Source organism: Terrabacter sp. AAH1 (genome assembly GCF_054456855.1).
The window spans coordinates 1-26,092 of sequence record NZ_JBTJJV010000025.1 but is presented as its reverse complement, the minus strand read 5'-3'; the positions used below and the strand labels follow the sequence as shown (position 1 = coordinate 26,092).

Genomic DNA, 26,092 nt, shown 5'->3' with positions numbered 1-26,092 from the left:
GGCGACCGCGACGACGTCGTCGCGGAACTCCTTGGGGTGGGGTGCAGGCATGTCGACAATCCTTCCAGCAGCGACCGCAGTCGCCACAGATCAGGTGTCAACCGAACCGTCAGCAGTCCCGTTGCCGTCCGGCGTGAGCGCGGCGTGTTCACGGTGCCGCCGGTCAAGTGGCCGGACGGGCGGGCAGACGTGGGGCGGTCGGTAGGGAGGCGGCGCAGACCTGGCCCGCGAGGTCTGGCCTAGCCGAAGGGTCACGCACTCGGGCCCCGGCCTGAAAGAACTTCTGGAGACGGCTCCGATCCGATTGCGCTCCCAGCTGCGGCCCGGACCTTCCACCTCGTCAGCGTCCACACCACGCACGAGGAACCCCCACCATGAGCATCTCCCCCGTTCTGAACACCGTCCCCCTCGCCCAGGCCGTACAGGCCGTCCTGGAGCTCAACCGCGAGTGGGGCATCCTTCCCCGAGAATGCGGCGCCGAGCTCATCGCCGACCTTGAGACCCTCATCAACGCCGCAGCGAGCTTCAGGGTGCGCACCACCTCCGGTGAGAAGGACACCGCCATCAAGACCGTCGCCCAGCTCATCACCCACCAGCAGCACGTGATCGCCAGCCTCATCCAGGTACCCGCCGGACGACTCAGCAGTGTCGCCGTCAACGAGGTCAGCGTCCCCCTGCACCGCTGGCGCAACCTCACCCTCGCCCTGGCCATCGCCGCCGCCGCCAGCTACCGCAGCGACAAGCGCGCCATCGACGAGATCGTCCGCAAGGCCCCCACGCTCTGCAGCCGCACGCTCAGCGAGCGCCGACCCTTCACCGACGACGAGGTGTTCCTCATGCGCACCTACGTGGCCGCCACCTACAAGCCCAGTGACCTCAGCGCCGGCGTGTTCGCCCTCGTGCAGGCCGGCCTGGCACCCGGCGAGACGACCAAGGTGACGCTGGACCACTTCGACGAGCACGCCACCCCTCGCGCGCTGATGGCGCCCGGCAACGGGCACGTCGTCAGCCGCTACATCGAGCTCGACCCGTTCGCCACGTTCGTCCTCGGCGGCCTGACCCGCCACAACGTCAAGGCCAACCTCCCCACGACCGGGCCCCTGACCTACCGTCCGCGCCTCGGGACCGCGCCGGGAAGCAAGGCCGCCGTCGCCTCCGCGCAGGGTGTCATCAACAACCTGCTCAAGCGCCTCGGACTCTTCCAGAACGACGTGACGGCCTCCAGCCTGACGCAGTGGCGCGTGCAGACCGCGTGGAAGACCAAGGGCGCCGAGTACGCCCTCAGCGTCTCGGGACGATCAAGCACCCTTCAGATGTGGGAAGCTCTCAAGGCCGAGCCCGTGGCCCCCTTCGGCGAGCACGGCATGCGCCGGATCGTCCCGGTCGACTGAGCCACAGCTTCCATCCATCTCGAGGACTGCGATCTGGTGTCAGTCTGTGGGGAACCGGGCACCGGACTCGACGCCCGCCCGGACGCGCTCCAGCTCCTCGTCCAGGCTCTCCCGAAGAGCCGGCTCGCGCTTCTTTCGGGTGCCCTGCTCGATCCGCAGCCCAATCTGGTACGTCAGCCTCGACCGCCCCTGTTCCGCCGTGAGCAGCGTCGTTGAGAGCAGCTCGGTGGCCATCGTCGGCCACCGCGCCACGACACGGTGAGGAGCATCGACGGCGATGATCTCGCTGATGTGGGCGCTCATCCGGCCGCCGACGTTCATGACCACGCACTGCTGACCCCCGACCTCGCCCTCCGGGGTCCCGGGCACGGCGAACGCCTTGATGACGTTGGGACTGGTCAGCATCGCGCTGCGCGGGTCGGACAGGAACGCCCAGATCTCGTCAACGGTCGCGTCGATCTCGATGGAGGTGGTCACGGTGAGGGGTTCTAGCCCGTCCTGTCTGGCTTCCCACCGCTTCTCGAGCTTCTGCATGAAGGGCACCCGGACACTGTGCCCGTCGAGTGCGTGGAATGTCCGAAGAATCCTCAGATGAGCACAGGTCTTCTTCGGCCGAGTCGCCCCAGTGCGGACGGGAGTTCAGGACTTTTCCCGCACCAGCTTGGCCGCCGTTTCCACGTCCTCGCCGAGATCAACGCGTTCGCGCAGTTCAGCCCACTGCAGATCGTCGAACTCGACGCGCAGTGGCGCGAGGGCCATGGCCAGGTCAGCCTGCTGTGCCAGGGAGGTCTCGGCCGAGCCATCTCGCCATGCCGGCGGCACCCGCGGCGCCCGACGCAGGGCATCGGCTCGTTGCACCAGCGCGGCAGCGTCCATGTCCATCAGCTGCCGTACCGCCACACGACGCACCAGATCATCCTCCACGAAAACACCGTGCACCTGCGCCCGGCACACGACAACCCCCTTGGCCACCCTGAGGGGACCGCACCCCAGACCGGGCGCCACGAGGACGCACGGCCTCGGGTCGGCGCCAGCCCCTCGTAGGGCCAGAGACCAACACGGCAGCCGTCCAGCCCCTTAGCGGTACGCGCCGCTGGCCTCACTGCTGCGGACGGCTGTCTGGAGGCCCGCTGCGAACCTGGAGGTGATGGTGGCCGGGGCCGTGCCCAGGCGCACACTTTTGGCTGCGCGTCGGCGCACAGTCCTCGGTCGTCGCCGGATTCAGACAGGAGTTGCGCGCGCGCATGAACTGGCCGCCCCGCGCGCCCTACTCCCGCCGCTCGTGGTTTTCGTGATCGTCGGCGTCGTGGTCCGCTTCTTCGTCGACGTCCGCCGCGAGATCTTCTCCGAGATCTTCTCCGACATCTTCATCGTCGTCTTCATCCACCGTCTCCATCGGCAGCGGTTACGTAAGCTCTCTCCCACTGTCTGCTCCGCCCGAGCCCCCCGGACGCGCAAAGCGATGGCCGCTTCGCTTTCGCCACCTCGGATCAGGTGAGCGCGGCAGCGATCTCGAGACGAGTCAAGGCATCGGCGGCATTTGCGATCGCCATGGCGCCCGGGTCCGCCCTGCAGGCAGCGATCATGAGTCGAAGGCGCTGACGGTCCTTCTTCGTCAAGGCCTCCGAGGTGATGTCTCGACGACCGAGGAGTCCGGCTAAGACGACGAAGTCTGACCGGTGCCGGCCTCTGGCTGCGTCTCCGACCGCGTCGTGCGCGGCGGCTTTCATCACGAGCGCGCCGAGCAGGTTTGGACGCAGGACGGTGCCGACACGTCCGTCGACCTCCACGCTGACCGCGGAGGTGCGAGCCAGAGCCTGGGTGCCGCCCGGGGTGCTCAGCGTTGGTGCACCGCCGACGCCTAGGCGGCTCGTGGCACGCTCTCCGATGCCGTCAGGAAGCAGGACGTCGACCTGCGCCTCCTCCCGGCGCCACCGGTGCTGCAGTCCGTCGCCCGACGTGTCCGGTGTGAAACCCAGGCCCTGCAGCGCGCGCGTGAACGTCTCGAGCATGCCAGGGGCCATGCGCACGTCGACGACGGTATCCGCGTCAGTTGTGGCCCGCTCCGGCGACGCGCCCCGCTCTGCACAATGCAAGTGAACCAGTTGGCCCCCGACGAGGGTCCAGCCTTCACGGACGGCGTCATGCAGATCCATGAGCGCGAGCCAGGACGCCGACTGGGCGGCGGACATCGCCGGCATGGCGACGACGTCCTCAGGTGGGGAGCCGGCGCTGCCGGACAGGCCCGGTTCGTCCGCGCCAGCCACTGCCCGTGGCAGGTCCGGCAGCGGCCCCCCCGCCTGCCCGTTCACGCCTTCGCTCTCGCGGAGACCGCCGCGTCACGTCGCGCTACGTCCATGACGATGTCAGCAGCCCGGGCCATCTCTCGGGGACGGGCGTGCTCGGCCAAGTCGGCAGCTAACGCTACCCAACTATTCGCGGGCCACACGAAGTCGGGTCCACCGGGCATGTCGTGCACGTGCAGGATCACGTTGGCGTCCGATTCAGAGGCGTCCACCAAGAGGAACTCGTTGACGAGGCTGTCGAGCCTTGAGCTGGAGACGTACGCCTCAACCACATCGCCAGATGTGAGGCCAGACTCGGGCAGGCTGACTCCCGCCAAGACGAGGCGGCCATCATGGCGAAGGTCCTCGAGGTCACGAGGGGCAGCTCGGTAGAGCTCGCGGCGCGCCCTGCTGTGCATGAGGGACCGGGCAGCGCCGGCCACACGGCCTGCGGCGGCCTCCCGGTCCTCTGACGCGCCGTCCTCGAGCGCCTTGGCCAGCAGGTGCCGAAGCCGCGCGCGCGCGCGAGAACGCCGCGATGGGGAGATGGGCGCCACCACGTCCCCTGCGGCCGGACCACTGTGACGTTGGAGAAGCCACCGCGCGAAGTCGACCGCCTCCTGCTGCGATTGCGAGGCGTATCCTCGCGAGTGCTGCGACCTTGGCAGATCGAGTTCGTCCACCATTCCAACCAGAGCGACATCCAAGGCGGACTGCGGGGATAGGGGGCGACCCGCAGGCCGGTTGGCGAGACGGCCCAGGTCTGCTTCGTCCACGACCCACTGATGCCCGACCCTCTCCGCGGGCAGGGAGCCGTCAGCGATCCGCTGGTGCACACGCTGAACGTTTACGTCCAACCGGCCTGCGGCCTCAGCTATCGAGATCTTCGCCATGTCACAATCCTATAAGTGCTTCTAGGTTTTCGACAATCCTAGAAGGGTTTATAGGTTTTCACCGACTCGGTGCGGCAGCCACCACCGACGGCCCCGATAGACGCCGTCCGGCGGCAACGACGGGGGGAGGCGGCCGGACCGGGCAAGCCGGTGCAGCTGGCTCTGCCCGATACCGAGGAGCTTCGCGGCCTCGGCCGATCGAACCGCGTCAGCAGGCGGGGCCATGACGGTCCAGGACTCGACGGTCTCGGGCCGCCACCAGTTGCGACCCTCGGCGCGGCCGTCCGGCGCGTACCGGCCGCGCGCGATGGCCCGGAACAAGGCGCCGGTGGTGATGCCCAACGCGTCGGCGACCTGGGAGGTGCGCCACGCGTCGGCGGGGACGCGCTCGATCGCGGGCGCCGGGTCGGAGGTCCGCCACTGCTCATAGTGCCGCCGACACAACCCCCGCGCCCACGACGGCCGGTCGCACTGCAGCGTGCTGCAGGTGCCGCGCACCCGTCTCGGGCTCACCAGGTGCGTACTCCGTCCGCCCCAGCGCGCGGGCCGGTCCGCGGCACTACCTGGCCCCGGCTGGAGGGCGCGGACCGGAGTCGACGGTTGTAACGGCTCGCGCAGGACCTCGTACAGAACTTGCGTTTGCCTGCCGCCTGCAGAGGGCAGAACTCGGCTCCGCACTCGCGGCAGGTCACGACGATCCCGGCCCGCCGCAGCCCACGGTGACTGCTGCCGGATGCGGCGGACGCGGCGGCGCCCTCTGGCGAGGCCGAACGCGCTGCCGCGAGACGGGCGGCGGTCGCCTTCTGGGTGTCCCGGTTCCTCAGGAACGTCGACCGGCTGGCGAGCTGCGCGGTGGAACGCTCGACCAGCTTGTCACGCACCGGGGTGGCCACCAGGCCGCGGGAACGGCGCAGGCCATGCTCCAGCCGATAGTCGTCAGCGGTCATGCCATGCGCCCGCGACACATGCAGGCCCAAGTGCAGGCCTCTCCAGCCACAGTCCGCACAGAGCAGTCCTTCTTCGTCCTCGTCCAGGACGCCGAAGCGGCCGTGGCCGTCTGGCTGGCCCGCCTCCAACCCTGTGCGGGGAGCTGTCGCGCGCGCACGAGCGGCTTCCGGCGGCCTTTGAGGCCCGACCGGCTCGAACGAGGACGGTCCGCCCGCACCCCGCCGCTCATTTCACGGATCGGTCTGCTCCACGAGGTCCATCATGCAGTCCACCCGCCTGCTCGGCCTTCCGGGCGAGGCTTGACAGCCGATGATCAGTGTTGCTCACACCCCAGTCGGCGCCTCCCGGCCAGCACGCCGGACGGTGGCCGCCGCCGACCTAGGCGCCGGCGCTGCGACCCGGGATCCGGGTTACGTGATCTCTGCCGGGTCGAGGTCCGGCCTGAGCCGGTGTAGCCGCACCGCATGACGGATCACGCCGGCGGCAGCTGACGCGTCGGCTTCGACCTCGACGACGAACGGCGCCACGACCGTCACCCGGCTGGGTTCGGACGTGCCCCAGGCGAACGTGCGATCGAAGGTCTCACCGGTCGGCTGCAGCAGCGGCGCGACCGACCTGCCTACGGCCCTCGACAGTGACGTGGTCGACCCGGCCGTGACCGGCTGACCGTCGTCGTCGACGTCCCCCGCGAACGCCAGGACCAGCGCCGTGGGGGCAGCCCGGTCGCCTGTGAACCCGATCGCGAGCATGTCGAGCGTCCGTTTCGCCTTCACCTTCCACCACACGCGTGCTTGGGGCCGGGTGGGGTACGTGCCGCCGGCGTCCTTGATGATCAGACCCTCGATGCCGCCGGCGGTCAGGGTCTGGAACCACTCCCGGGCGAGGGCGACGTCGTCGGTCTGCTGGCACAGCACGACCGGAGAGCCCATCCCAGCCAGCGCCTGCTCCAACACCCGTCGCCTCTCATGCAGCGGCCGGCCGCGCAGGTCGTCGTTGCCGGCGGCGAGCACGTCGAAGGCGACGAGCTGGGCCGGACACCGGTCCGCGACGGCGCGGATCCGTCGACCGGCGGTCATCCGCGCCTGCAGCGCCTCGAAGTCGAGCCGGCCGGCGGCCTCGTCCCAGACGATGACCTCGCCGTCCAGGACGAGGTCGTCCGGGAGCCGGGCGCCCAGCACGGGCGCCAGGTCGGGAAACAACGGGGTGAGGTCTGTGCCGTTGCGCGAGTAGATCCGCCCGCCGCCGACCAGGGCGCGGTAGCCGTCCCACTTCGGCTCCCACCGCAGCTTCTTGCCCCCGGAGGGGACCAGGTCGTCCGTGAGGCGCGCCAACGCCACCGGCGCACGTAGCGAGACGACAGACATGCCACTCAGCCTGCACCACCGCATCGATCACAACCGGTGAAGGAGCGGTGGCTACTCGGGTTCCGCCTGCGACCACGCGGCCAGCAGCTCCGCTGCCGGCGAGCCCGGCTCCACCGCGATGCCAACGACTTCCCGGGTGCTGCCCTTGTGCCGCATCTCGGCGTTCTCGGCGGCCATCGCGACCGCGAGCGGGTCCAGTGCGCGCCAGTCGCGCTGGCTGAGGAAGTCGCGGCGCAGGATGCCGGCGTAGACGGGTTCGACGTCGCCGGTGCCGTCAGGGCGCACGACTAGGACCCGGACCTCGGTGGCGCCGACAGCAACAGCGAGGGCCTCCTTCGCGGTCGCGAGGACGGTCGATGCCAGCGCTGTGGCGTAGAGGGCGTTGCGGTCGGTCTTGGTGCGCTTGCGCAGCGTCGGTTTGCCGCCCGGGGTCCGGTCAGCCCGGTGCTCGGGAACCAGGTCGATGCCGCCGTAGGTGACGACGGCAGTGACATACCTTGCTCCGGTCTCGGCGGCGGTGCCGGCGTCGACGCAGGTGGAGTCGCTTGCGTTGTCGGCGAACGCGGCATCGACGGCCTCGATCACGGCGAGGGGGTCGTGGTTGCGCAGCGCATCCCAGTCCTCGTCGAGGCGGGACTGTTCCCACTGCGCGCCGACGAGGGCGCCAGTGTGACGCCGTCGCGTCTCCACGGGCGCTTGGCTGGTCGCCCACGCCTTGGCCTGCTTGCGCTCGGCCCGCTTCCAGATCGGGACGCCGGCGGTGGCGGCCCGGTAGAGCTCGCGCCGCACGGCCTCGATCTCCCTCACGCCCGGCGTGGCGGGAAGGGGCAGGACCTGCCGGCTCGAGTCGGGGAAGGTCGCGAGATGCAGAGTTGTCAGGGACCGCTCCAGGGCGGCGACCTCCGCGACCTGCTGGGCGCGTTCGGCGGCGCGGGCCTGCGCCTGCAGCTGCGCCACGGTCGGTTGCTGCCGCGGCCTCGGGGAGGCGCCGCTCGACCGCTGGGTCGTGGCCCGGGACACGGGGCGGCGCTGCCCTCCCCCGAGCGTGGTCGACAGGGTGACCGGTCCGGCGCCCGTCGAGACGCGCGTGCGGCCGGCGCCGACGTGCACGCGTGCGGCGCGCGGGCCGACGCTCGCGCGGACCCCGCGGCTCGAGGCGCGGACGCGGACGCCTGGGGCGATCTTGAACGAGACTCCGAGGCCCATCTAGCGTCCCTGCAGCACAGGTGACGCCGACGGGAGGGCTGCGTGGCTGGGTGATGTCATGGTCGTCTCCTCAGGCCGATCGCCAGCGGGCCCGGGGGTCGCCGGACTTGAACGAGCAGCGCATCAGGGTCCCCCTGTTGGTGTAACCGAGCGCCCCTTCCGGGGAGCAGAAGGATCCGGGGTGCACCCCTTGGATCGGCGAGGGGGCCGCCGGCTTCGGTGCGGGCTTCGGTATCGGCTTCGCGGCAGGCTTCGGGGCCGGCTTGGCGACTGGCTTGGGCGCAGGCTTCGGCGCAGGCGGCGTGTAGATCGGGAACCCGCCGAGCTTCGTCACCGTGACGGCGGGCGGGGCCGTTGCAGCGCACGAGCCGAGTGTCCCGACCATCGCGGCCCGCTCCGCCGCGGTCACCGCGACGCGGTACTTGACCTTGACTGCGACCTGCCTCGCGACGTACTTGCACCGGTACCCCTTGGCGGGTGGCAGCCACGTTGCCGCGTCGCCGCCGCCCTTGGACGCGTTCGCCGTCGAGGAGATGGCGACCAGGTTGAGGGTGTCGTTGGCGAACGCGGTCCGCTGCGACTGCGTCCACTGTGAGGCACCCTTGGCCCACGCGTCGGCGAGCGCGACCACGTGGTCGATCTGCACCGGAGACGTGCGCGCGGCACGGGAGAAGGCAACGGCGGCGCCGGTGTACGGGTCCGTGAGCGTGCCGGTCATCACCGCGCAGCCGTTCGTGTCGGCCTTCAGGGTGACCGCGCGCAGGTCGCGTCGCAGGGTGTCGTTGCGCTGGTCGCAACCGTTGCGGTCGATGTCGGCCCAGGCGGGTCCGAACGCGGCGCGGGAGTACCCCGTCATCGGGCCACGCCCCTGGACGACCAGCGTGCCGACCAGTGCGAGCGCCGACCCGGGCGGCGCCGACCGGACCGCCGCCAGCACCGGGTCCGTCACCTCGGTGGTCGGTGCCGTCTCGCTCGGGGTGACGGCGCCGGCGGCCACGCTGGTGGACGGCGGCGTCGAGGCGGCCGTCGCGTCGGGGGCCGAGGCTTGTGGGAGTGGGGGCGTCGAAGAGGTTGGTGCGGCCGGGATGTTGGCTACTCCGATCAACATGGCCACGAGAGCCCCGACGAGGGCCACGGCTCCCGAAGCGCGCGTGGCGAGGTGCGCCCAGGCCACGCGTCCGCGCGCCACCGCCACCACGCCAACGACGAACGCGAAGAGCCCCGCGAACAGCAGCACGCCGCCTACGCCCGAGGTCAGGCCGAGCAGGCCGCTGACGGCCAGCCCGCCCCACCCCCAGAGCGGCGCCCGTGCAGCGCGGTCGATGCCGACCGCGTGCCTGTCCGAGGTCGGCGCGGCAGCGCTGGGCCTGTCGTACGGAGCTCCCGGGCCCGCCGCGTTGAGCCATGGCGGGCGGAGCGGCTCCACGGCCCCGTACTGAGAGGCCCCGTACTCAGAGGCCCCGTACTCAGAGGCCCCAGCTGCGCCGGCACGTAGGGCTGCCCCTGCCCGCGCGGGCCCGTCACCAGTCGCTTGGGGATCGCGCACCCAGAACTGCCAGCCGGGCGGCTCCGGTGGCCACGACGGATCCGGTAGCCACCCGGCGGGTGGCTCCCAACCGGGAGCAGGAGCGGGCCATCCCGGCGGGGGGTTGAACACAACAGCCATGTGCAGTCAGCGGTCCCTGTAGATGAAGCGAGGCGGGCGTTGCTTGCCGCCGCCGGCACCGTACCTCGCCGGCTCTGCGCCTGTCTTCGGTATGCCATGGACGCTCAGGCGGCCTGAGCGCTCACCACGTGGATCGAACGCGCGTTCGATGGATTGGGCAGAATGGGGGCATGGCCGGCGGTTCTGGGCGAGGGCATGCGCACCCGATCCCACCCATGCCTGAACGGTCGCCGGCGCCCCGGCGGCACTGCTGGGTGTCCCCTCCTGACGGCCACGACGGACGCCTCCCGGGCCTTGTGCTGGCGTGGGAGCGGCGGGAGGACCAATGGTTCGCGCTCGTGACCTACTTCTTGGAGGCCGATCGCGTTCTCGTTCAACAGTGGCTGTCGGCTGCGTTGATCACACCGGTGCTGTGAATCGCGCTCGCTCAACCACCGCCAGACGAGGGCGCGCCGGCCGAAGGGCCTTCGCGGCCCGGTTGGTCGCCGGGTTCGTGCTGTTAACGCGCCGTGCAGGGCCTTGCTATACCGTGCTAGGGAAGCGCCTTTCTGCTATACGGACCAGCGATGTCAGCACTCGCCGGAGGGCCTTGACGGCCCACTTCTCAGGCGGGACCGCGCGACGCTGCGCGAATGGCCCCCAGCGGCGTGACAGTAGGCGCATTCCGGGGACGACGCCCTACGGCGTCGGGCACTCTGCGCGCTATGGGAACGAAACGGGCGATCTTGCTAGTGGGAATCGGCGTCTGGAGCGGCGTGTGCGCGGTGGGCGGCGTTGCGGTGGCCGTGACCGTCCCTGGATTACAGGGCATCGTTCAGGGACCTGCGGGGCCTGCAGGATCACCGGGACCGCAGGGCATTGCCGGTCCGGCCGGTGCGCCGGGACCCGCTGGACCGAGCGGTCCGGCTGGTCCGGCGGGTGAGGACGGTGCAGACAGCACGGCCGTGTCCGCGGCGAACGTGCAACGCCTCCTCGAGGGCGTGACAGTCGTCAGCAGCGACGGTTTCTGTCCGGCCGGCAGCGCGCCCGCGGGCCACGTCGTTACTGCCGTCGACCTTTTGCACGACGGCATTTCGACGTCCACCGCGCCACCCTCGCGGTTGTTCGTCACGAGGACTCAGCTCTGCCGGTACTGAACTCACGAACCCGGCATGACCGGGCACGCGGAATCGCCCTTGACGCGGCACGATCGTCCGCCGAGTCGGCTTCGGGGGTCAACTAGCCTGCGGCAATGAGGGTGAGAGCCAAGCAGCCGGGAACGCCGGGGCGACAGTCATCGGAGCTGTCCGTTGCAGTGGCGGCACAGTTCAAGGCCGAGCGAGCCGCCGCCAGGCTGGATCTGCAGGAGCTGGCGGACAAGGCCGGCCTGACCCTGCAAACTGTCATGCGACTGCTCAACCACAAGCGGGTCATCGACGTCGCCCAGTTCGGCGCCCTCTGCGAGGGCCTCGGCCTCAGCCCCGAGGTCGTGATGAGCCGAGCGGTCGCACGGCTCTGCGAGGACGACGACGCCGTCCCCCTGCCATAACGGTCACTTCGGCTCTTATCAACCAGTCCGAACAACTCGCCTCATTCAACGTCCTCGAGGCCGCTGCCCGATGACGCGCGCCGCGCCCGCGGTTCAGTCCCTACCGCCCCTACATTCACCTTGTGGCTGACCTCTTTGTCGAACGCCTTCAAGCCGCCGGACCCCGCAGCACGGTCTTCTTCTCCGGCGCTGGAATCTCCGCTGACGCTCCTACGTGCGGCCCCCTTGGTCGGCAGCTCACAGACAACGCCTTGGACGCCTTCTTCGACTCGGACACCCGCGTACTCCTCAACGGCGACCCGAAGAACGGAGAGCTCGGCTACTACGAGCGGCTAGGGCTCGAAGGTTGGTACCGGCCGCGGCTCGAGGTCGTCCTCGACGTCGTCTTCGCCCAGTACGGCGAAGACGGACTACGTCACATCCTGGATGGACTGGTGAGGGCAGAGCCGAATGCGAACCATGCCTTCTTCGGCCGCCACCTTCTTGCCGGCGGCGGTCACGCCACGGCCAACTTCGACACGTGCATCGAGCGGACAGATGCACGAACTGCCGGGCAGGTCCTCCACTTTCACGGCGCCCTGACTTCGGCGTCCCTGGCTGAGCTCGGCGCCCGCATGGCGGTCATCGAGAACGGTCTGCCTCAGAGGACCGCTGTCGATCTCGACGCGCTGCTGTTCGGCACCCCTGGCCTTGTCCTCGTCTTCGTCGGGTACAGCGGGTCCGACTACTTCGACATCACTCCCCACCTCATCAGCCGCGCACCCCGGGCAGCTGGACAGACGATCTTCTGGCACCACTTCAACCCCAGCGAGCCCGACACGACGCTCGAAGAGGCGTTCCGTGCGGCGGGCGCAGACATCCACCGCATCGAAGGACCTCTGTCCGACTGGCTGGCCAAGCTCGACCAGGCTTGGAACCTGCCAGCACTCCAGACACCGTCCATCCCAGCCATGCCGCCCCACCTGGGACAACCGCCAACCCCGCAGCAGCGAACTGCCGCCACCTTCAGCCTCTACGCCCGCCTCGGCATTCGGACAGAGGTCATCAAGAGGTCAGCCTTTGCTACGGCGCCGGAGCACCTCGACGGTCTTGCGGACGCCTACTGGGGCGCCGGCCAGTACCGGCGCGCGCTCGACTGCTGGATCAGGGCATACCCCGGGAGTGACCCTGAGGCGACAGCGCGATGCCTCGAGCGCCAAGGAGCCGTGGCGTGGATCCGAGGCCAGCTGTTCAAGGCTGAGCGTCTGCTTTGGGGCGGTTACACCGCGTGGGTCCAACCGGGCTCCCAGGTCCCTGATGTTGTCCAGGTCCGACTCGTCGAGACCTATCTTCGAGTGACCGAGCACATGGCACGCCTTCCTGACACCCGGTGGCGGGTGCGAAAGTCTCGACGCCAAGCGGCGGAAGCCGCCCTTGAACGTCTCACCCGCGGCAAACCGCTCGGCATCCAGCTGACCGCTCGCGTCAGCAGCATCCAGGCCGACATCAAGCAGCTGCCCGACCAGCTTCGCGACCTGCACCGACAGACGATGCAGGAGTCCGACGCGCTGCACGGGATGCTGAACTTCACGCAAGGCGAGTACCGGCGCAGAGTCACCCAACCGCGTCCGGGGGACACGGCACCCACGCCGGCGGACCTCGTGTTGCTCGTGAGTCGCAACGAGGTTCTAGGGGCCGACGGCGACGCCGCACGCGTCGCCCTGCTGCCGAACGCCCCCGAAAGCATGAGCCCCGCCCAAGTGTGGCGACTATTCAAACCCGTCGACGTCACCCCGTGGCACAGGGTGCGTTTGCTCGCTGGATTCACCATCCAATGGGCTAGGACGAGGGCAAGACGACCCGGACGCCGATGACCAGGCCGTGTCACGCCCACCTTCAGTGCCGGTCCGAGCCGGCGCGGAGCCGCTGGCCACTCCAGACCCGGGCGTACCGGTGCGGCGCTACCGTCCTCGACGCAACCTGCGCATGAGAGGGGTGGATTCGAGCCACTCTCGTGGGCTGAGTTGGCAAAGGGAGGTCGCACCTGCCGCTTCTGCGACGGCCTCGGCCGAGACGCGGCCGAGCATCGCGTCGCCGTAGCGCTGGAGGATCTCGCGTCGAACCGTAAGGACGTAGAAGTACTCGACGTGGGCTTCGAGGAAGCCGATCACGTTGCTGATGTACTCCAGGCTCATGCCCTCAAGAGGATGAGGCTGTTGGGCGATGTTGACCCACCAGACGTCCTGGTCGAACACGCGCAGGTCGAGCGTGCCGCACTCGTGTTGACGCCATGCCGTGAACGGCAGCTCGCCGGGCCACAGGTCGGCGTCGGAGGGAACCGGGCTGCGCGGCCAGCCAGCCCGGGTGCGTCTGCCGGTCGACCCGCGCAGCCACCAACACCTGCGGGGACTGGTCATTTCGGCTCGATCCGCAGGACGGTGGTGCCGTAGCGGACGGTCTCCACGGCGGTCCCCTGATGACGTACCCGAAGGATGAGGGGTCCACCGACTTCAGCGCGGACGACCTCGAGCAGGGAAAGGGGCCGTCCGTCGCCGCGCAACGGCGAGCCTTGGAGCGGGGTCCGGGTCGCGGTGCCGGCATCGAGGTCGATGAGGTAGTCGCTGTTGATGGTTGCGACCCGCCAGGAGCCCGTCGCCCCGATCCTCGGGTACCCGTCGTGCGCGTCGGGCTGGGCGCGGCGGGCGGAGGGGATCCTGTCGTGGTCATCGACGGGACGCGCGATGCTGGCAGGCCATGCGCTGGTGACACGCTCGCTCGCTGACGGGTCGGCGTTGCGTGCCCAGCAGATGATGGCTCGGATGGGCGAGGAGAAGCGGTAGTGCTCCCGGAAGTCCGGGAGGGTCGGGTCGTCGAACCAGACCAGCATCCGCGCGCCGCATTGGGGATGAGTCTCGATGTGGGAGTACCGGACCGGGGTGAAGTCGAAGGGGAACTTCGATCCGTCGGGGCCGGGTCTTCGCTCGTAGATGTGATGGTCGAGGTCGAGGCAGTGGGTGGTGTGCCGCGTGAAGACGAGCCATGTTCCCTGGCTTTCGTTCGTCAGCTCGTCGACACTGACGAGCTCGCCCGTCCCGCCCGGCTCGGCGCAGTCGCTGGCGGGACCGGCGTGGCGACCGCGAGGGCACGGCGCGGCGTCGCGGTCAGGGCCGGAGGGGTTGGTTTCGGTGGGGTGGTCGTTCATGTTCGATCCTTCGTGGACGTGACAAGGACGCCGAGGTGGTCCGCGTGCCGGTCCTGCCGTCGGCGTTCGAGGCGCCGCCACGGGTCGATGCCCCCGGTGAGGGCATCTCGTACGGACGCGGGGGCGGCGGCGCATCGCGACCGAGGAGCTCGGCCATCGGGTGCGGTGGGTGTCTCGGCGTCGTGGGGGGCGCAGAAGGTCAGCTGTGGCGGTGGTGCGTTGCCGTGGCAGTGCCGTGGGCAACAAGGGGGGAGGCGGCGGTGGTGGTGGGGCGTCGTCTGCGGGTGGTGACTCGGGGGCCTTCTCGGGCGTCGCTGGCGGCGGCGGCGCGGGCTTCGGTGAGGGCGTTGTTGAGCAGGGCGAAGCAGTAGACGTCGATGAGGCCGCGGCGCCAGCCGAGGCTCATGGCCCGGTCGCAGACGAGGGTGCGTTTGAGATTGGAGTGGAAGCTCTCGGCGTCGTTGCGCAGGCTGCTGATGCGGTCGAAGTCGGGGTCGGTCTCGGGGATGACGCGCAGGTTCTGGGGGCGGCGGGGGTCGCCGGTGGCTTCGGCGTGGGGACTGAGCCAAACGGTGAACGGCTCCCGGCTGCAAGGGATGCGGTAGCCGACGTTGAAGTGGTAGGTGCCATTGGTACGTCGGAACCTCTTGACCGCCCCTCGGTCGGCCTCGGCAACGACGACGGGGTCTCCGGTGTCGTCGAGGCCGATCTCGACGACACGTCCGCCGATGGTCGCGATCTGGTGCACGCACTCCCCCGGTCCCGCGCCGGTCGCCGCCGCAGGGTCCGGGGTGGTCGTGTGACGGACCGTGCCGAGCGGGTAGGAGCGTGTGCGCCGGCCGGCGTCGTTGAGGACCACCGGGACCGTGCTGGTGTCCGTCTCGGTGGAGCTGGTGGCCTGCTTGGCGACGAGCAGGTACCCGTAGCGGGTCATGACCTGATCGATGTGGATGCCGTTCATGGCGCCGTCGTAGATGGCGGCGTGGATGCCGTCCCCGGCGGCGGCGTGGACGGCGGCGAGCAGCCGGATGGCGGTGGCGGCTTCGGTGCCGGGTGCGGGGATGTGCGCGGCGGCGAGCACGACGCGCTGGTAGAGCTCGGGTCCGCGGGCGTGCCAGCAGACGTAGCCGTGCGTCTGCACGGGTCCGAGCTGGCCGTGGTGCAGCTGCAGGTCGGGGTCGAACCGTCCGGGCGGGTGCTCGAGCAGTTCCTTGGTGCGCGGATGGGGGTAGGCGATGTGGGTGCCGCCGTCGGGTTCGGTGACGGTCACCGCTTCGGGCGGGCGGTAGATCGGGCGGACGAGCGTTCCGTCCCCGTAGACGCAGCGGGCGGGGTCCGGGTGGGTGAGGCTGCCCGGTCCGGTGGGCAGCAGCAGCCCGATGCGGTGGGCGGTGTCGACGGCAAGCCTCGGGAACACGTCCTCGAGGAGGGCGAGGCCGTCGTCGGTGGTGAGGCGGCGGTCGCGAAGCCATCGCCAGTGACCCCAGACCGGCGGTCTCAGCCCGGGTGGGGGCGCGTCGATCCCGGCTGCGGCGCAGCCCTGCTCGAGCTGGGCGCGGACCATCATCCAGGTGGCGCGGTCCTGCAGGTCCACCTGGACGCGGATCCCGGACCGGAGCACCCGGGCCAGGACGCCGTAGGCGAGTACGACGTAGAGCGGGTTGGTCGGGTTGCGTCCGACAAGACGCTCGTAGTCGAGGGCGGCCGCCAGCCGGTACAAGGTCGGGGAGGCGGTGACCGCGCGGATCCGCGCGAGAGTGGAGGCGTGTTTCTCGCTCACGGCAGCCTCCACGCGATCGCGAGGTCCTCAGCGACCTGGTCGAGCTTGCGGGCCCCCATCCGGCGGGCAACGTGCTCGATCGGCATTCCGCCGTCGTAGAGGGTCCGGCCGGCCCAGTTGCGCAGCGACGCGGGCCGCACGTCGGCCTCGCTCGAGAGCCCGGCGAGGTCGAGCACGGCACCGAGCGCGTTGCACACCGCGGCCTGCGCCTTGGCCTGTCCCGGCGTCGCGGCTCCGCGGTAGGCCAACGGTGTCGTCGCCGGCGCGTGGTGCGACCGCAACACCTCGACCTGTCGGCCGATGATGCGGGAGCCCCAGTCGGTCAGCTCCCCGAGCCGGGGGTCGTGCCGGCGGGTGCCTGGAAGGTGAACCCATCGGGGCTGGTCGGGGTCGTCGAGGTCGGCGAGACGGACCGCAGAGATCTCAGACGAGACGGCCGTGGCCTCGCCCAGGGCCCACGCGACCGCGCGCTGCAGTGACGCCGAGCCGGACTCGCCGAGCCGGGCTGATGCGCGGCAAAACGTCACCTCGACGTCCGTGAGCGGTCGCGCAGCGGTACTCGACCGGGTCGGCAGGACCAGGTCCAGGGTGGGATCACCGTCGGTCAGGCCGAGCTCGCGCCACGTGCGGAACAGCATCCGCAACGCAGTCCGGCGCGCGTGCTGGGTGGTCAGCTCTGGCGGCTGTCCGCCGCCGGTGTGGGCGGTCACGAAGCCGCGGCAGTGCTCCGTCGTGATCTCTCCGGGGTACCGGACCCCTTGGGCGGTCAGCCGACGGGCGAACCGGTGCACGGTCTCCCCGACGCGGGCGAGGGTCTGCGGGGTGAACTCGCTACCGGCCTCCCATCGGGTCTCGGCAGCGTCAACTGCTTCCTCGACAGATGCTGCGGCGGCCGGTGCGGGCGCGTGGTTCGGCCTCACGACGGCGGGGCCCGCACCCGCGAAGGGGTCTCCGGGGGCGGTCTGCGGGGCCGGTGGGCCGGGCAGGCGGGCGGGGCCGGTGCCCGGGTCGAGGGGTGTCGGGTCGTGGCGTTGGTGGGGGTCCGTCATCGCGTTCTGGGTCGAGGTGTGGTGCCGTGTTGGGCGGTCCCTGACCGGTGGGACCGCGGCGCCCGATCGTCGTGTCATGGCGCGCCTCCTCACCTCGACGGTAGGAGCGGCTCAACCACCTGTCAGCCCTCGAAGGACCCCGGGAATGCGCGAACCAGCGCGCGAGAACGCCTCGGCACAACACCCCCCAGCGCCGGCCGCGCCACCTCGACGCGCGCCGGGTGACTGCACTCCCCCGCGACCTCCGCACCAGTAGCTCAGGTCACCCCAAGCGACGAGCGCGCGGGACGGCTGCGCTTCATGCGGCGCCGTACCGGACGCGAGGGACCTGGCGAGACTCGCAGCTTGAGAACTCCACAGCGGAAAGAACACAACCGACCACCATCAGCACCACGGTCGGCGTCACAACCACGAGCAGGTCAAGGAGGTGTACGCCCCCTGCTCGACGCCGTCGACCACAACCCAAAGAGAAGCACCAGCCCCGCGAGCAAGGAGGTGAGAAGCCGCTCGCGGGCCACCATGTAGCGGCAACAGCACCGCAGGCATCGTCGGCCCGAGACTTCACATGTTCCTTGTCGTGGTCAGACCGCCCTTGAGCCGTGTCGCAGGAGCCCGCTGCCATCGGCACGGGGGTACGGTCGCCCAGAACACGCCGCAACGCCGCACCGGCCGGACGGCACGTCACGACAAGGCAGGGGAAACCGCCGTGGCCGAAGAGACCTGGCACGAGGCACGCCTCATTCCGACGTCCGGCATCAGCGGCGCGGACGAACAGGAACGCCGAGCCACCTCGGCGCTTCTCGCCGTCCTCACCGCGGTCCGCGAGTATGGCCGTGCCCTGCTGAAGCCGCTCGGCGCGCCGGCAGGCTCGATCCAGACGTACATCGAGGTCCCCTTCCCGCTCGGCGAGCAGCGGCTCTACCCCGACGGGCTGATCCGCGTCACCCGTGGCGGGAAGAGCTGGACCGCGCTCGTCGAGGTCAAGACCGGCAGCAACGCGCTCGCCACCGAGCAGCTCGAGAACTACCTCGACATCGCCCGCGAGCAGGGCTTCGACGCCGTGCTCACCATCTCCAACGAGATCCCCGCCATCGCCGGCCAGCACCCCACCAAGGTCGACAAGCGCAAGCTCAAGAAGGTCGCCCTCCACCACCTCGCGTGGACCGAGGTCCTCGCCGAGGCCGTCCTGCAGAAGGAGTTCCGCGGCGTCGCCGACCCCGACCAGGCCTGGATCCTCGGCGAGCTCATCCGCTACCTCGAACACTCCCGCTCCGGCGCACTCGAGTTCGACGACATGGGCGAGAGCTGGACCTCCGTGCGCGACGCCGTCGCCGCCGGCACCCTGCGCCCCACCGACAAGGGCATCCCCACCGTCGTCGCACGCTTCGACGCCCTCCTGCGATTCACCAGCCTTCGGCTCGGCCGACAGCTCGGCACCGAAGTCGTCCCCGTCCTGACCCGCCGTGAGCTCGCAGACCCGGCGCTGCGCGCCCAAGCGCTCACCCAGATGCTCTGCCAGAACGGCCAACTGGCCGGCGCGATCCGCATCCCCGACACCGTCGGGAACCTGAACATCACAGCGGACCTACGGGCCGCCACCCTCACCTGTCACGTCGACCTCGACGCCCCCAGGGAGGGACGCGCGACGACCCGGGTCAACTGGCTCATCCGCCAGCTCAAGAACACTCCAGACTCCGCGCGCGTCGAGTGCTTCACCGCTCACGCCCGAGGCTCCAGCAGCGCCGAGCTGCTGCGCACCATCCGAGACAACCCCACCTCCCTGATCACCGACCCCACCAAAGAAATCCGCACCTTCCGCGTCGCCACCAACAGCAACCTCGGAGCCAAGCGCGGACGCGGGCGAGGCACGTTCATCGACTCCCTCCTCTCCGGCACGGACGCTTTCTACGCAGACGTCCTCCAAGGACTCAAGGCATGGTCGGCCACCCCGCCCAGGCTGCGGCCCAACCCGGCCGAGATGCCAGACGGCGAACACGTCAGCCCGACGAGCTTGTCTTCGACCGACATCTCATCCCAAGACGGCCCAGCGGACCCACACGCCAGCGCGCCCGAGCAATCTCCGGAACGCGAAGTCGCAGGAGAGTGGGGAAGAGCGACCGAGCCCCAACCTCAGGGAGCCGCTGGGTGACGGTGCGCCTCTACCACGGCGGGGCACCGGGACGCCGGCCAGGAGAACTGCTCCTGCCCCCGAGCGTGACAGGGCTGAACGCCACCCTGCGGGACCAGAGCAGAGCGCAAGGCCTTCGCAACATCACCCAGCGCCACGACCGTGTCTATGTCACCAGCCACCGCGAACTCGCTCGTGCCTTCGCAGGCGGTTGGAAAGACTCAGTTGGCAGAATCGGCCGCGGCAGCCTCTATCGCGTGGAAGCAGAAGAGTGCGATCCGGACCCAGACCTACCGGGACTAGGAATCTCATTTCAAACTCCCCAGGCGGTCGTGACGGGTGTGATCGATGCCCACGTCCCACGCAACGACCTGAAGTACGCGCGCGTGTTCGAAAGCATCCTCGAACAACTGAGCTAGCTCGTCCTTGGCGGATGCGCGCGGACGCCCTACGGATGACCGGGGGACTGCGGACCGGCCGAGAAGGACTCGACCGCAAGACGTTATCTGGACGCCGCAGCGCCATCCTCGACTCCGGCCACCCCACCACCCATGCGGGTCAGGTGCGGTGCGTGCCCCGGGTGGCGTCACTGTCGGTGGCGGCTGGAATCTGGATGACGAGTGACCTCAGCTGGCGTCGGCAGGGCCTTACCCGGTTCGCTCAGCGCCGGTCGCTGTCGGCGTATGGCTGAAAGCGCCTGACCTGCGGTGAGGCGATGAGGTCGGTTGGTGGCGCCGGCGCGCCCCGGGTCAGCATGAGTGCACTGTTGGAGCGCGCAAGCACTCTTCCTGTCATGCCGATGATGGGATGTTGGGCCGAACCTGTCACTCCCCGTCGAATGCGCTTCCGGAGCCGTAGGCGGCGACCGCCTCGTACGTAGCGTCGTCCGAGAGCTTGCGGACGAGGAAGCCAACCCATGCGGCTGTGTAGACATACTGTTCAAAAGCCGGGTTCCAGCGGCAGAAGTCCGCCCGCGTCGCGGCCTTGTCAGCTGCATCGCCCGCTGGCCTCGCCTTGAAGTAGCGCCAACACTGCGTGTGCATGTGCATAGTGAACGGCCGAGCCAGGTCCGCGGCGACCTTGGTCACCACCTGCGCCGGCCGCAGGTTGCCGAGATCCTCGACAGGCACCTGCTTCTCACGGATGATGGTCCTCACCTGGTCGACCACTGCGTTTTGCTCGTCGCTCAGATCCTTGGCGTTCACATAGGTCATCGCTGCGTCCGCCTCGGTTTTCGGTCCCTTATATGGGATGAGGTAGATGCGGAAATCGAAAGCTTGGTCCTCGGCGATGTTGGGGTCGATGGTGGCGTCGAAGTCCTGGATCCACTCAAGCACCGCCGTGGGGACTTGGCTGCGGACGTGCTTCACGGCCGTGACGGCGTCCTGCGTGATGGAGGAGACGAAGAGCGGAAAACGCAGCTCTGATGCAAGTGCCTCATCGGCACCGAACCATTCGACGAGAGTCTGCTCGAAGTTCAAGAGGTGTGCTTGGGTGCGCCCGGCGACCACGGCGGCGATGTTGTTCTCGTGGCGGTGTTCCACCCGATTCCTGAGGCCGGTGAAGAACTCGATGTTGACCCGGCGGGCGTCGTTGTCAGCGAAGCTCTCCTTGAGTAGCTGGCTTGCCGCCTTGTAGCGCCAGTCGCCGTCCTCATGTCGAACTCGCCGACCGGCTTTGTCGCGAATGAACAGGTCGCCGCCGGCCTGCTGGGTATGCGCCTGCATCAGCTTGAGCCAGGCCATCGCCATGTGAACGAGGAAAGCCTCCAGCTGTCGCTCGTTGCCCTGACGGTTGTAGAGGTCGACGGCTAACCTGGCTTCGTTCTTGGCGGCTTGCAGCATGTGCCACCAACGTGGGCGAGGCGGCATGCCGTTCCCTTTCGATCAGACGCGTTCCCTAAGACCGGGCTGTGGGTCGTGACGGTACTCGATGGTCACCTGAACTCGACTCCATCCCGCGTACGGATCTGCATCTGACCGGTCGTGCCGAACGGCGGTGTCTGCCCCGCGGCCTGCGGTATTGGCGACGCTGGACTAGCCGCGGCAGCCTCTAGTCGAGCTGTTGAAGGAAGCGTTGCTTCAGGGTCGCTGCTCGCCAGCCTGTGCGTTGCGGGCGGTGACCGTCTCGGTGGCCGCCCAGGTGGCGAGCAGGGCGAGTGCGTCGTGCGTTGGTGTGCCGGGCTCGGGGAGGTAGGTGACCAGGCTGCTACTGGCGCCGGGCTCGAGTGGCAGTGACTCGAAGGGCAGGTCGAGGTCCCCGACGATGGCGTGGCGCAGCTTCTTGACGCCCGTGTTGTGGACGCGGACGTCGTGAGCTGCCCAGCGGAGACGGAAGTCCTCGCTGCGGGTGGACAGCTCCCCGACCAGGTCGGAGAGGGCTCGGTCGTAGGGGCTGCGGCCGGCTTCGGCCCGCAAGAGGGCGACAGTGTCGTTCGCGACGGTCTCCCAGTCGCGGAACAGGGAGGTCGCGCGCGGGTCGAGGAAGACCAGGCGGGCGTTGTTCACGGGCTGGTCGGTGTCGTACCAGGGCGAGAACAGGGCGCGGCCGAGGTGGTTGGCGGCGAGCACGTCCAGGCGTCCGTTGAGGACGACGGCCGGCACGGTCGGCATCGCGTCGAGGAGGCGCTGGATGCTGGGGCGCACGCGAGTGGGTGCGGGCGTACGCCCTTTCCTGGCGCGGGCTGGAGCGCCGGCGGTGCGAAGGAGATCCAGCAGGTGCGCGTGTTCGGCGTCGTCGAGGCGCAGCGCGTGGGCGATCCCGTCGATGACGCTCTCCGAGACTCCGGTGGCGTCGCCTCGTTCGAGCCGGATGTAGTACTGCGGAGAGACACCGACGAGAAGGGCGGCTTCCTCGCGTCGAAGCCCAGGCACCCGGCGACGGTCATCGCCGTAGGTCGGCAGGCCGGCCTGTTCTGGCGTGATTCTGGCTCGTCGGGTGCTGAGGAACTCCCGGATCTCAGCCCTGACGGCGTCTCGGGGGCGCGGGTCGGCTGCGGTCACCTTGTCCACTGTAGGAGTGTCCGGGGCTGGTTGGGGGTCCCTGTCAGTGGCCCCCTGACGGGGACTGCCGCACGGCCTTGTGCGCTGGTTCTCTGGTTGATGGGGCACATCAGGGTCCCGTCAATCCATCCAGAAGGACGAAGAACAGCAATGACCGAAGAGATGCGCACGGCCGAGACCATCCCCACCGACACCGCCGCCGCCCAGCCGAGCGGGAAGACGGTCTGGCTGGTGACCGGAGCGGGTCGCGGCTTGGGCGTCGACATCGCCAAGGCCGCCTTGGCCGCTGGCCACGCGGTGGTCGCCACCGCCCGCAGCGTCGAGAGCATCACCAGCGCCCTAGGGCAGCACGACGACCTGTTGGCCGTGCCACTCGACGTCACCGACCAGGCCGCTGCCCAGGCGGCGGTCGCCGCAACCGTCGAGCGGTTCGGTCACTTGGACGTCCTGGTCAACAATGCCGGCAGCTTCCAGGCCGGATTCTTCGAAGAGATGAGCCCAGAGGCCTTCCGGTCCCAGATCGAGACCACCCTCTTCGGGCCGGTCAACGTCACCCGAGCGGCCCTTCCCCAGTTGCGGGCCCAGCGCTCCGGCCTGGTGGTGACGATCTCCTCCACCGCCGGCATCGCATCCACGGGCGACTTCCTGACGGCGTACGCAGCCTCCAAGTTCGGCGTCGAGGGCTTCATGGAGGCACTGGCCTCCGAGATCGACCCGTTCGGGATCCGCACCATGCTGGTCGAGCCCGGCTTCTTCCGCACCGAGCTGCTCACCCCGCAGTCCACGCAGTACGCGCCGCCGTCCATCCCGGACTACGCCGACCGCACGGCCACGACCATCGAGGCATGGCGCGGCATGGACGGCAAGCAAGGCGGGGACCCCGCGAAGCTCGCCGGCGCCCTCGTGGAGCTCGCCGGCCTCGAGGAGCCACCGGCGCGGTTCGCCGCCGGTGCCGACGCTGTCGAACTTTTCGAGACCAAAGCCCGAACCCTCCTGGCCCAAGCCGAGGCTCATCGAGAGCTGTCCTCCAACCTCGCTCACGGCGACGCCTGACCAAGCCTCTACGGCCCGGAACAAGCCCGGCCAGGTCACCGCGCGACATCCGCTCCTGCCGCACCCCGAGAGAGATGCAGGCTACGGTGCCGTCGCCGGCTTGTGCCAGATGCTCGGCTCCTCCTCGACGAACCCGGGCTGCGCGGTGAACCCGGCGTCCTCGTTGTATCGGAAGCGCATGGACTCGACCTGGCTGAGGTCGTAGGCCCACCCGTGAATGCTCACGTCCTCACCAGCGGTGACGTCCTCGACCCGGACAAACCCGAGGTGGCCCTGCCACGGCAGGCTGTAGTGCTCGGGGACCCAGCCGTCGAGGACGTACTCGTCGCCTGCGGTCGTCGTGATGTAGACGGTGCAGCTGGAAAGGGGCATGGGCACACCCTGCTCCATTGGGAGACCTACTGGGGTGAAAGGGCCCGGTTGATGTCGCAGCCCCAGCCCTCAACAGTCAGGCGGCGGGAGCCCAACGACTGAGCGGACCCGACGTCCACTCATGCCGCTCTCGGCGTGCGTTGTTCGGGAGCACGGCACGCTCGACGGAGAACGAGTGCTGCGCGGTCACCGCACGCACCGACCTCATCTCGTTGGCGCTGGTGGCAACGCCCACCCCGGTTCCGCACACCAGGAGTGCACAGCCGATGACCATGGAACCGGTTCTGGCGGGAGTGGCCGAGGGCCTCCTATGGAAGCCATCGACGGGGGCGTCGACCAGTCACGTGTGGGGATGTCTCGTGGGCGCCCTCGAGAGGCGCGGCCTGGGTCTCGGCTTGCCAACGGCGGGCCGCAGCTTCGATGGCGTCGAGGTGGGCTACGTGTGCGAGCTCGACGCTCTCCCGGTGGCGCTGATCGTGGCCGACGAGGAACGCGACCACGATGAGGAAAACGACCGCCAGTGCACCTAGCGCGAGGAGATTGCCGTCGACCGGCAGGTCCCACTTGATGAGGAGACTCAACGCCGCGATGGGAAGAAGGGCGCCGAGGGCGAGAAGGGCCGTCAGGACGACAGCTGACACCAAAGTCTGCATGCCGCGGACGATCGCTTGCATGCCTCCTCGCCAACCGCGTTCGGGACCGTCGTGGTGGTAGCGGCGGTGGCGAGTGGCGAGGTCGTGAATCTCGTCGACCGGTGACAAATCGGGCATGCTGCAGCGTAAGAGGCGGGGATGAGCGCGGTGCATGGAATGCAAGAGCTCGGCTGCCGGCCAAGCGACTGGCCGGTGGGGTGGTTGATGGACCTTTGCCGTGTCCTGCGAGGAGGCAGGCACCGTCCTGTCATGCCGCAGGTAGCGCGGGCTTTCAGCTCACCGACAGGAGCACTCGTAGCGCCTGCTGGTGGGCCACTGTCGGTCACATGGTGCCGTGCCATCGAGGCGGATCTGAGCGCCCCTTGAGTCTCCCAGGCAGCGTTGGCCGCGCTCGGCATGTCGCCCGTGACTGCCGACAATCTCACCGCAGCCGACGGCGAGACTGACCATGCCCTCCGTGACGCCGCCCGCTCCGGCGTGGATGCCGCACCGATCCTGACGCTGGAGGCACCAACGCGCGCTCATCGGCGGGACCGACGGACCACAGCCGTCGAGCCACTCCGCACGCCCGCCTCCGCCGGGATGACCTTCCCGAACGCCGCCGGTGGGGCCAGGAACTCGGGGCCCGTAGGACTGCGGCATACTTGCCGTGGGATCAGATTCGGCCGGTACTTACATGTCTGTTGTTCCGATCGAACTTGCGTGGGAAGTTGCATTTAAACTCCCCACCCCCCGGGCCTCTAGCTCAGTCGGTAGAGCATCGGACTTTTAATCCGCCGGTCGTCGGTTCGAGCCCGACGGGGCCCACCACACGTTTGCGCAGGTCAGGCACTGTCTGCCCCTTTGGACTTGCCGAGCCCGTCGCCGTCAGCGGCGTCCAGGGGGCGCAAAAGGGGCACAAGGCCGTCGAGAGCAAGCGCCACGGCGTCCAGGTCGTCGCCGAAGAGACCGGCGTACACATCGAGAGTCATGGCCGCCGAGGCGTGCCCGAGCATCTGCTGCACGGCCTTGACGTTGGCGCCCGAAGCGATGGCCAGCGAAGCCGCGGTGTGTCTCAGGTCGTGGGGTGTGACGTCGATGACGCCGGCCGCCCGGCAGGCCGGGTCGAAGACACGACGACGCCAGTTGCCCAGCCGCAGCACGCCGCCGTCGGGGGCGGTGAAGAGCAGGTCCTCGGGCCCCTTTCCCTGGCACTGTCTCTCGATCCACTGAGCCAGCGATGGTGGGAACGGCACGGTCCTCGTGCGGTTCGTCTTCGGCAGCGACCACACCGCACGGCCGGCCACCTCCGTGACGCTTTCGGCGATGACGAGGCGACGGCGGAGCAGGTTGACCCGACGGACCCGGAGGGCTGCGAGCTCGCCGAAGCGCAGGCCGCAGAACGCGAGAACGGCCACGCTCAGGCCGTCCCGCTGTGCAGCCTCGACGAGGCGAGCGACCTCCGCGGCGCTCAGGAAGCGCGGATCTGCCCGGGTCAAGTCCCGGGTGGTGGTGTAGCGCTGCGTGTGATCCGTGGTGATGGGTTAGGCGGTCAGGGCGGGCAGGTCATCAGCTCCGATCTCGGGTTCGGTGGCGGGGACGAGGTTCATCCGG

26 protein-coding genes and 1 tRNA gene are annotated in these 26,092 nt (G+C 69.4%); 8 read left to right on the top strand and 19 right to left on the bottom strand.

Annotated elements, in window-relative coordinates; genetic code table 11:
- Nucleotides 1-374: 374 nt before the first annotated feature.
- The gene (locus ACXR8F_RS21425) at nt 375-1,391 is read left to right on the top strand and encodes a hypothetical protein (RefSeq protein WP_458803609.1); all 1,017 of its coding nucleotides are present in this window, start codon (nt 375-377) and stop codon (nt 1,389-1,391) included.
- 39 nt (nt 1,392-1,430) lie between these two features.
- On the opposite strand, the gene ACXR8F_RS21420 is transcribed toward ACXR8F_RS21425, so the two are convergent.
- From ACXR8F_RS21420 to ACXR8F_RS21395, 6 genes are all read right to left on the bottom strand, one after another.
- Nucleotides 1,431-1,925 (bottom strand): SRPBCC family protein, encoded by a 495-nt coding sequence (locus ACXR8F_RS21420; RefSeq protein WP_458803611.1) that lies wholly within the window; start codon nt 1,923-1,925, stop codon nt 1,431-1,433.
- Between the two features lie 105 nt (nt 1,926-2,030).
- On the bottom strand, nt 2,031-2,315 hold the full coding sequence (locus ACXR8F_RS21415) for a hypothetical protein (protein WP_458803608.1): 285 nt from the start codon (nt 2,313-2,315) through the stop codon (nt 2,031-2,033).
- 343 nt (nt 2,316-2,658) lie between these two features.
- Nucleotides 2,659-2,787 (bottom strand): hypothetical protein, encoded by a 129-nt coding sequence (locus ACXR8F_RS21410; RefSeq protein ID WP_458803607.1) that lies wholly within the window; start codon nt 2,785-2,787, stop codon nt 2,659-2,661.
- A gap of 94 nt (nt 2,788-2,881) precedes the next feature.
- Nucleotides 2,882-3,703, bottom strand: a complete 822-nt coding sequence (locus tag ACXR8F_RS21405; RefSeq protein WP_458803606.1) for a hypothetical protein — start codon at nt 3,701-3,703, stop codon at nt 2,882-2,884.
- Nucleotides 3,700-4,569 (bottom strand): helix-turn-helix domain-containing protein, encoded by an 870-nt coding sequence (locus ACXR8F_RS21400; protein WP_458803605.1) that lies wholly within the window; start codon nt 4,567-4,569, stop codon nt 3,700-3,702. Before ACXR8F_RS21400 ends, ACXR8F_RS21405 begins: the two co-directional genes overlap by 4 nt.
- Nucleotides 4,570-4,617: 48 nt before the next feature.
- Nucleotides 4,618-4,794, bottom strand: a complete 177-nt coding sequence (locus tag ACXR8F_RS21395) for a helix-turn-helix domain-containing protein (RefSeq protein ID WP_458803610.1) — start codon at nt 4,792-4,794, stop codon at nt 4,618-4,620.
- Here ACXR8F_RS21395 and ACXR8F_RS21390 point away from each other — a divergent pair.
- Nucleotides 4,793-4,999: a hypothetical protein gene (locus tag ACXR8F_RS21390; protein ID WP_458803612.1), complete on the top strand. Its 207-nt coding sequence runs from the start codon at nt 4,793-4,795 to the stop codon at nt 4,997-4,999. The two genes, ACXR8F_RS21395 and ACXR8F_RS21390, sit on opposite strands and share 2 nt — an antisense overlap.
- 928 nt (nt 5,000-5,927) lie before the next feature.
- Here ACXR8F_RS21390 and ACXR8F_RS21385 read toward each other — a convergent pair.
- From ACXR8F_RS21385 to ACXR8F_RS21375, 3 genes are all read right to left on the bottom strand, one after another.
- The gene (locus tag ACXR8F_RS21385) at nt 5,928-6,881 is read right to left on the bottom strand and encodes an ATP-dependent DNA ligase (protein WP_458803604.1); all 954 of its coding nucleotides are present in this window, start codon (nt 6,879-6,881) and stop codon (nt 5,928-5,930) included.
- Between the two features lie 51 nt (nt 6,882-6,932).
- Complete coding sequence (locus ACXR8F_RS21380; RefSeq protein WP_458803603.1) at nt 6,933-8,087, bottom strand: DUF4236 domain-containing protein; 1,155 nt, start codon at nt 8,085-8,087, stop codon at nt 6,933-6,935.
- 70 nt (nt 8,088-8,157) lie between these two features.
- Entirely contained in the window at nt 8,158-9,513 is a 1,356-nt protein-coding gene (locus ACXR8F_RS21375; protein WP_458803602.1) for an HNH endonuclease family protein, read from the bottom strand.
- 1,471 nt (nt 9,514-10,984) lie between these two features.
- Between ACXR8F_RS21375 and ACXR8F_RS21370 the strand changes: the two genes are divergently transcribed.
- On the top strand, nt 10,985-11,281 hold the full coding sequence (locus ACXR8F_RS21370) for a helix-turn-helix domain-containing protein (RefSeq protein WP_458803601.1): 297 nt from the start codon (nt 10,985-10,987) through the stop codon (nt 11,279-11,281).
- Between the two features lie 122 nt (nt 11,282-11,403).
- Nucleotides 11,404-13,134, top strand: a complete 1,731-nt coding sequence (locus ACXR8F_RS21365) for an SIR2 family protein (RefSeq protein WP_458803600.1) — start codon at nt 11,404-11,406, stop codon at nt 13,132-13,134.
- An 87-nt stretch (nt 13,135-13,221) separates the two neighbouring features.
- Here the strand turns inward: ACXR8F_RS21365 and ACXR8F_RS21360 are convergent, their stop codons facing one another.
- The 4 genes from ACXR8F_RS21360 to ACXR8F_RS21345 form a co-directional block, all read right to left on the bottom strand.
- Nucleotides 13,222-13,677 carry a hypothetical protein gene (locus ACXR8F_RS21360; protein WP_458803599.1) on the bottom strand — a complete coding sequence of 152 codons (456 nt, stop codon included), beginning with the start codon at nt 13,675-13,677 and terminating at the stop codon, nt 13,222-13,224.
- The gene (locus ACXR8F_RS21355) at nt 13,674-14,462 is read right to left on the bottom strand and encodes a hypothetical protein (RefSeq protein ID WP_458803598.1); all 789 of its coding nucleotides are present in this window, start codon (nt 14,460-14,462) and stop codon (nt 13,674-13,676) included. The genes ACXR8F_RS21360 and ACXR8F_RS21355 overlap by 4 nt, the downstream gene beginning before the upstream one ends.
- 199 nt (nt 14,463-14,661) lie before the next feature.
- The gene (locus ACXR8F_RS21350; protein ID WP_458803597.1) at nt 14,662-16,242 is read right to left on the bottom strand and encodes a hypothetical protein; all 1,581 of its coding nucleotides are present in this window, start codon (nt 16,240-16,242) and stop codon (nt 14,662-14,664) included.
- Nucleotides 16,239-17,369 (bottom strand): hypothetical protein, encoded by a 1,131-nt coding sequence (locus ACXR8F_RS21345; protein ID WP_458803596.1) that lies wholly within the window; start codon nt 17,367-17,369, stop codon nt 16,239-16,241. Before ACXR8F_RS21345 ends, ACXR8F_RS21350 begins: the two co-directional genes overlap by 4 nt.
- A gap of 628 nt (nt 17,370-17,997) precedes the next feature.
- Here ACXR8F_RS21345 and ACXR8F_RS21340 point away from each other — a divergent pair.
- Nucleotides 17,998-19,440 carry a hypothetical protein gene (locus ACXR8F_RS21340; RefSeq protein WP_458803595.1) on the top strand — a complete coding sequence of 481 codons (1,443 nt, stop codon included), beginning with the start codon at nt 17,998-18,000 and terminating at the stop codon, nt 19,438-19,440.
- Nucleotides 19,437-19,838, top strand: coding sequence for a hypothetical protein (locus tag ACXR8F_RS21335; RefSeq protein ID WP_458803594.1), 402 nt, complete (start codon nt 19,437-19,439; stop codon nt 19,836-19,838). The genes ACXR8F_RS21340 and ACXR8F_RS21335 overlap by 4 nt, the downstream gene beginning before the upstream one ends.
- A gap of 405 nt (nt 19,839-20,243) precedes the next feature.
- Here the strand turns inward: ACXR8F_RS21335 and ACXR8F_RS21330 are convergent, their stop codons facing one another.
- On the bottom strand, nt 20,244-21,263 hold the full coding sequence (locus tag ACXR8F_RS21330; protein ID WP_458803593.1) for a DUF3644 domain-containing protein: 1,020 nt from the start codon (nt 21,261-21,263) through the stop codon (nt 20,244-20,246).
- A gap of 237 nt (nt 21,264-21,500) precedes the next feature.
- Nucleotides 21,501-22,421 carry a helix-turn-helix transcriptional regulator gene (locus ACXR8F_RS21325; RefSeq protein WP_458803592.1) on the bottom strand — a complete coding sequence of 307 codons (921 nt, stop codon included), beginning with the start codon at nt 22,419-22,421 and terminating at the stop codon, nt 21,501-21,503.
- Between the two features lie 150 nt (nt 22,422-22,571).
- Here ACXR8F_RS21325 and ACXR8F_RS21320 point away from each other — a divergent pair, with 150 nt between their 5' ends.
- Nucleotides 22,572-23,474 carry an SDR family oxidoreductase gene (locus ACXR8F_RS21320; protein ID WP_458803591.1) on the top strand — a complete coding sequence of 301 codons (903 nt, stop codon included), beginning with the start codon at nt 22,572-22,574 and terminating at the stop codon, nt 23,472-23,474.
- An 81-nt stretch (nt 23,475-23,555) separates the two neighbouring features.
- Here ACXR8F_RS21320 and ACXR8F_RS21315 read toward each other — a convergent pair whose 3' ends face one another.
- The 3 genes from ACXR8F_RS21315 to ACXR8F_RS21305 all read right to left on the bottom strand — a co-directional run bounded on the left by ACXR8F_RS21315 (nt 23,556) and on the right by ACXR8F_RS21305 (nt 24,616).
- On the bottom strand, nt 23,556-23,846 hold the full coding sequence (locus ACXR8F_RS21315; RefSeq protein ID WP_458803590.1) for a hypothetical protein: 291 nt from the start codon (nt 23,844-23,846) through the stop codon (nt 23,556-23,558).
- A 76-nt stretch (nt 23,847-23,922) separates the two neighbouring features.
- The gene (locus tag ACXR8F_RS21310) at nt 23,923-24,120 is read right to left on the bottom strand and encodes an RpiB/LacA/LacB family sugar-phosphate isomerase (RefSeq protein WP_458803589.1); all 198 of its coding nucleotides are present in this window, start codon (nt 24,118-24,120) and stop codon (nt 23,923-23,925) included.
- Between the two features lie 34 nt (nt 24,121-24,154).
- Nucleotides 24,155-24,616, bottom strand: coding sequence for a hypothetical protein (locus ACXR8F_RS21305; RefSeq protein ID WP_458803588.1), 462 nt, complete (start codon nt 24,614-24,616; stop codon nt 24,155-24,157).
- 617 nt (nt 24,617-25,233) lie between these two features.
- On the opposite strand from ACXR8F_RS21305, the gene ACXR8F_RS21300 reads away from it, so the two are divergent.
- Nucleotides 25,234-25,309: transfer RNA gene (locus tag ACXR8F_RS21300), tRNA-Lys, on the top strand.
- Between the two features lie 14 nt (nt 25,310-25,323).
- On the opposite strand, the gene ACXR8F_RS21295 is transcribed toward ACXR8F_RS21300, so the two are convergent.
- Nucleotides 25,324-25,977, bottom strand: coding sequence for a tyrosine-type recombinase/integrase (locus ACXR8F_RS21295; protein ID WP_458803586.1), 654 nt, complete (start codon nt 25,975-25,977; stop codon nt 25,324-25,326).
- Between the last annotated feature and the right edge of the window lie 115 nt (nt 25,978-26,092).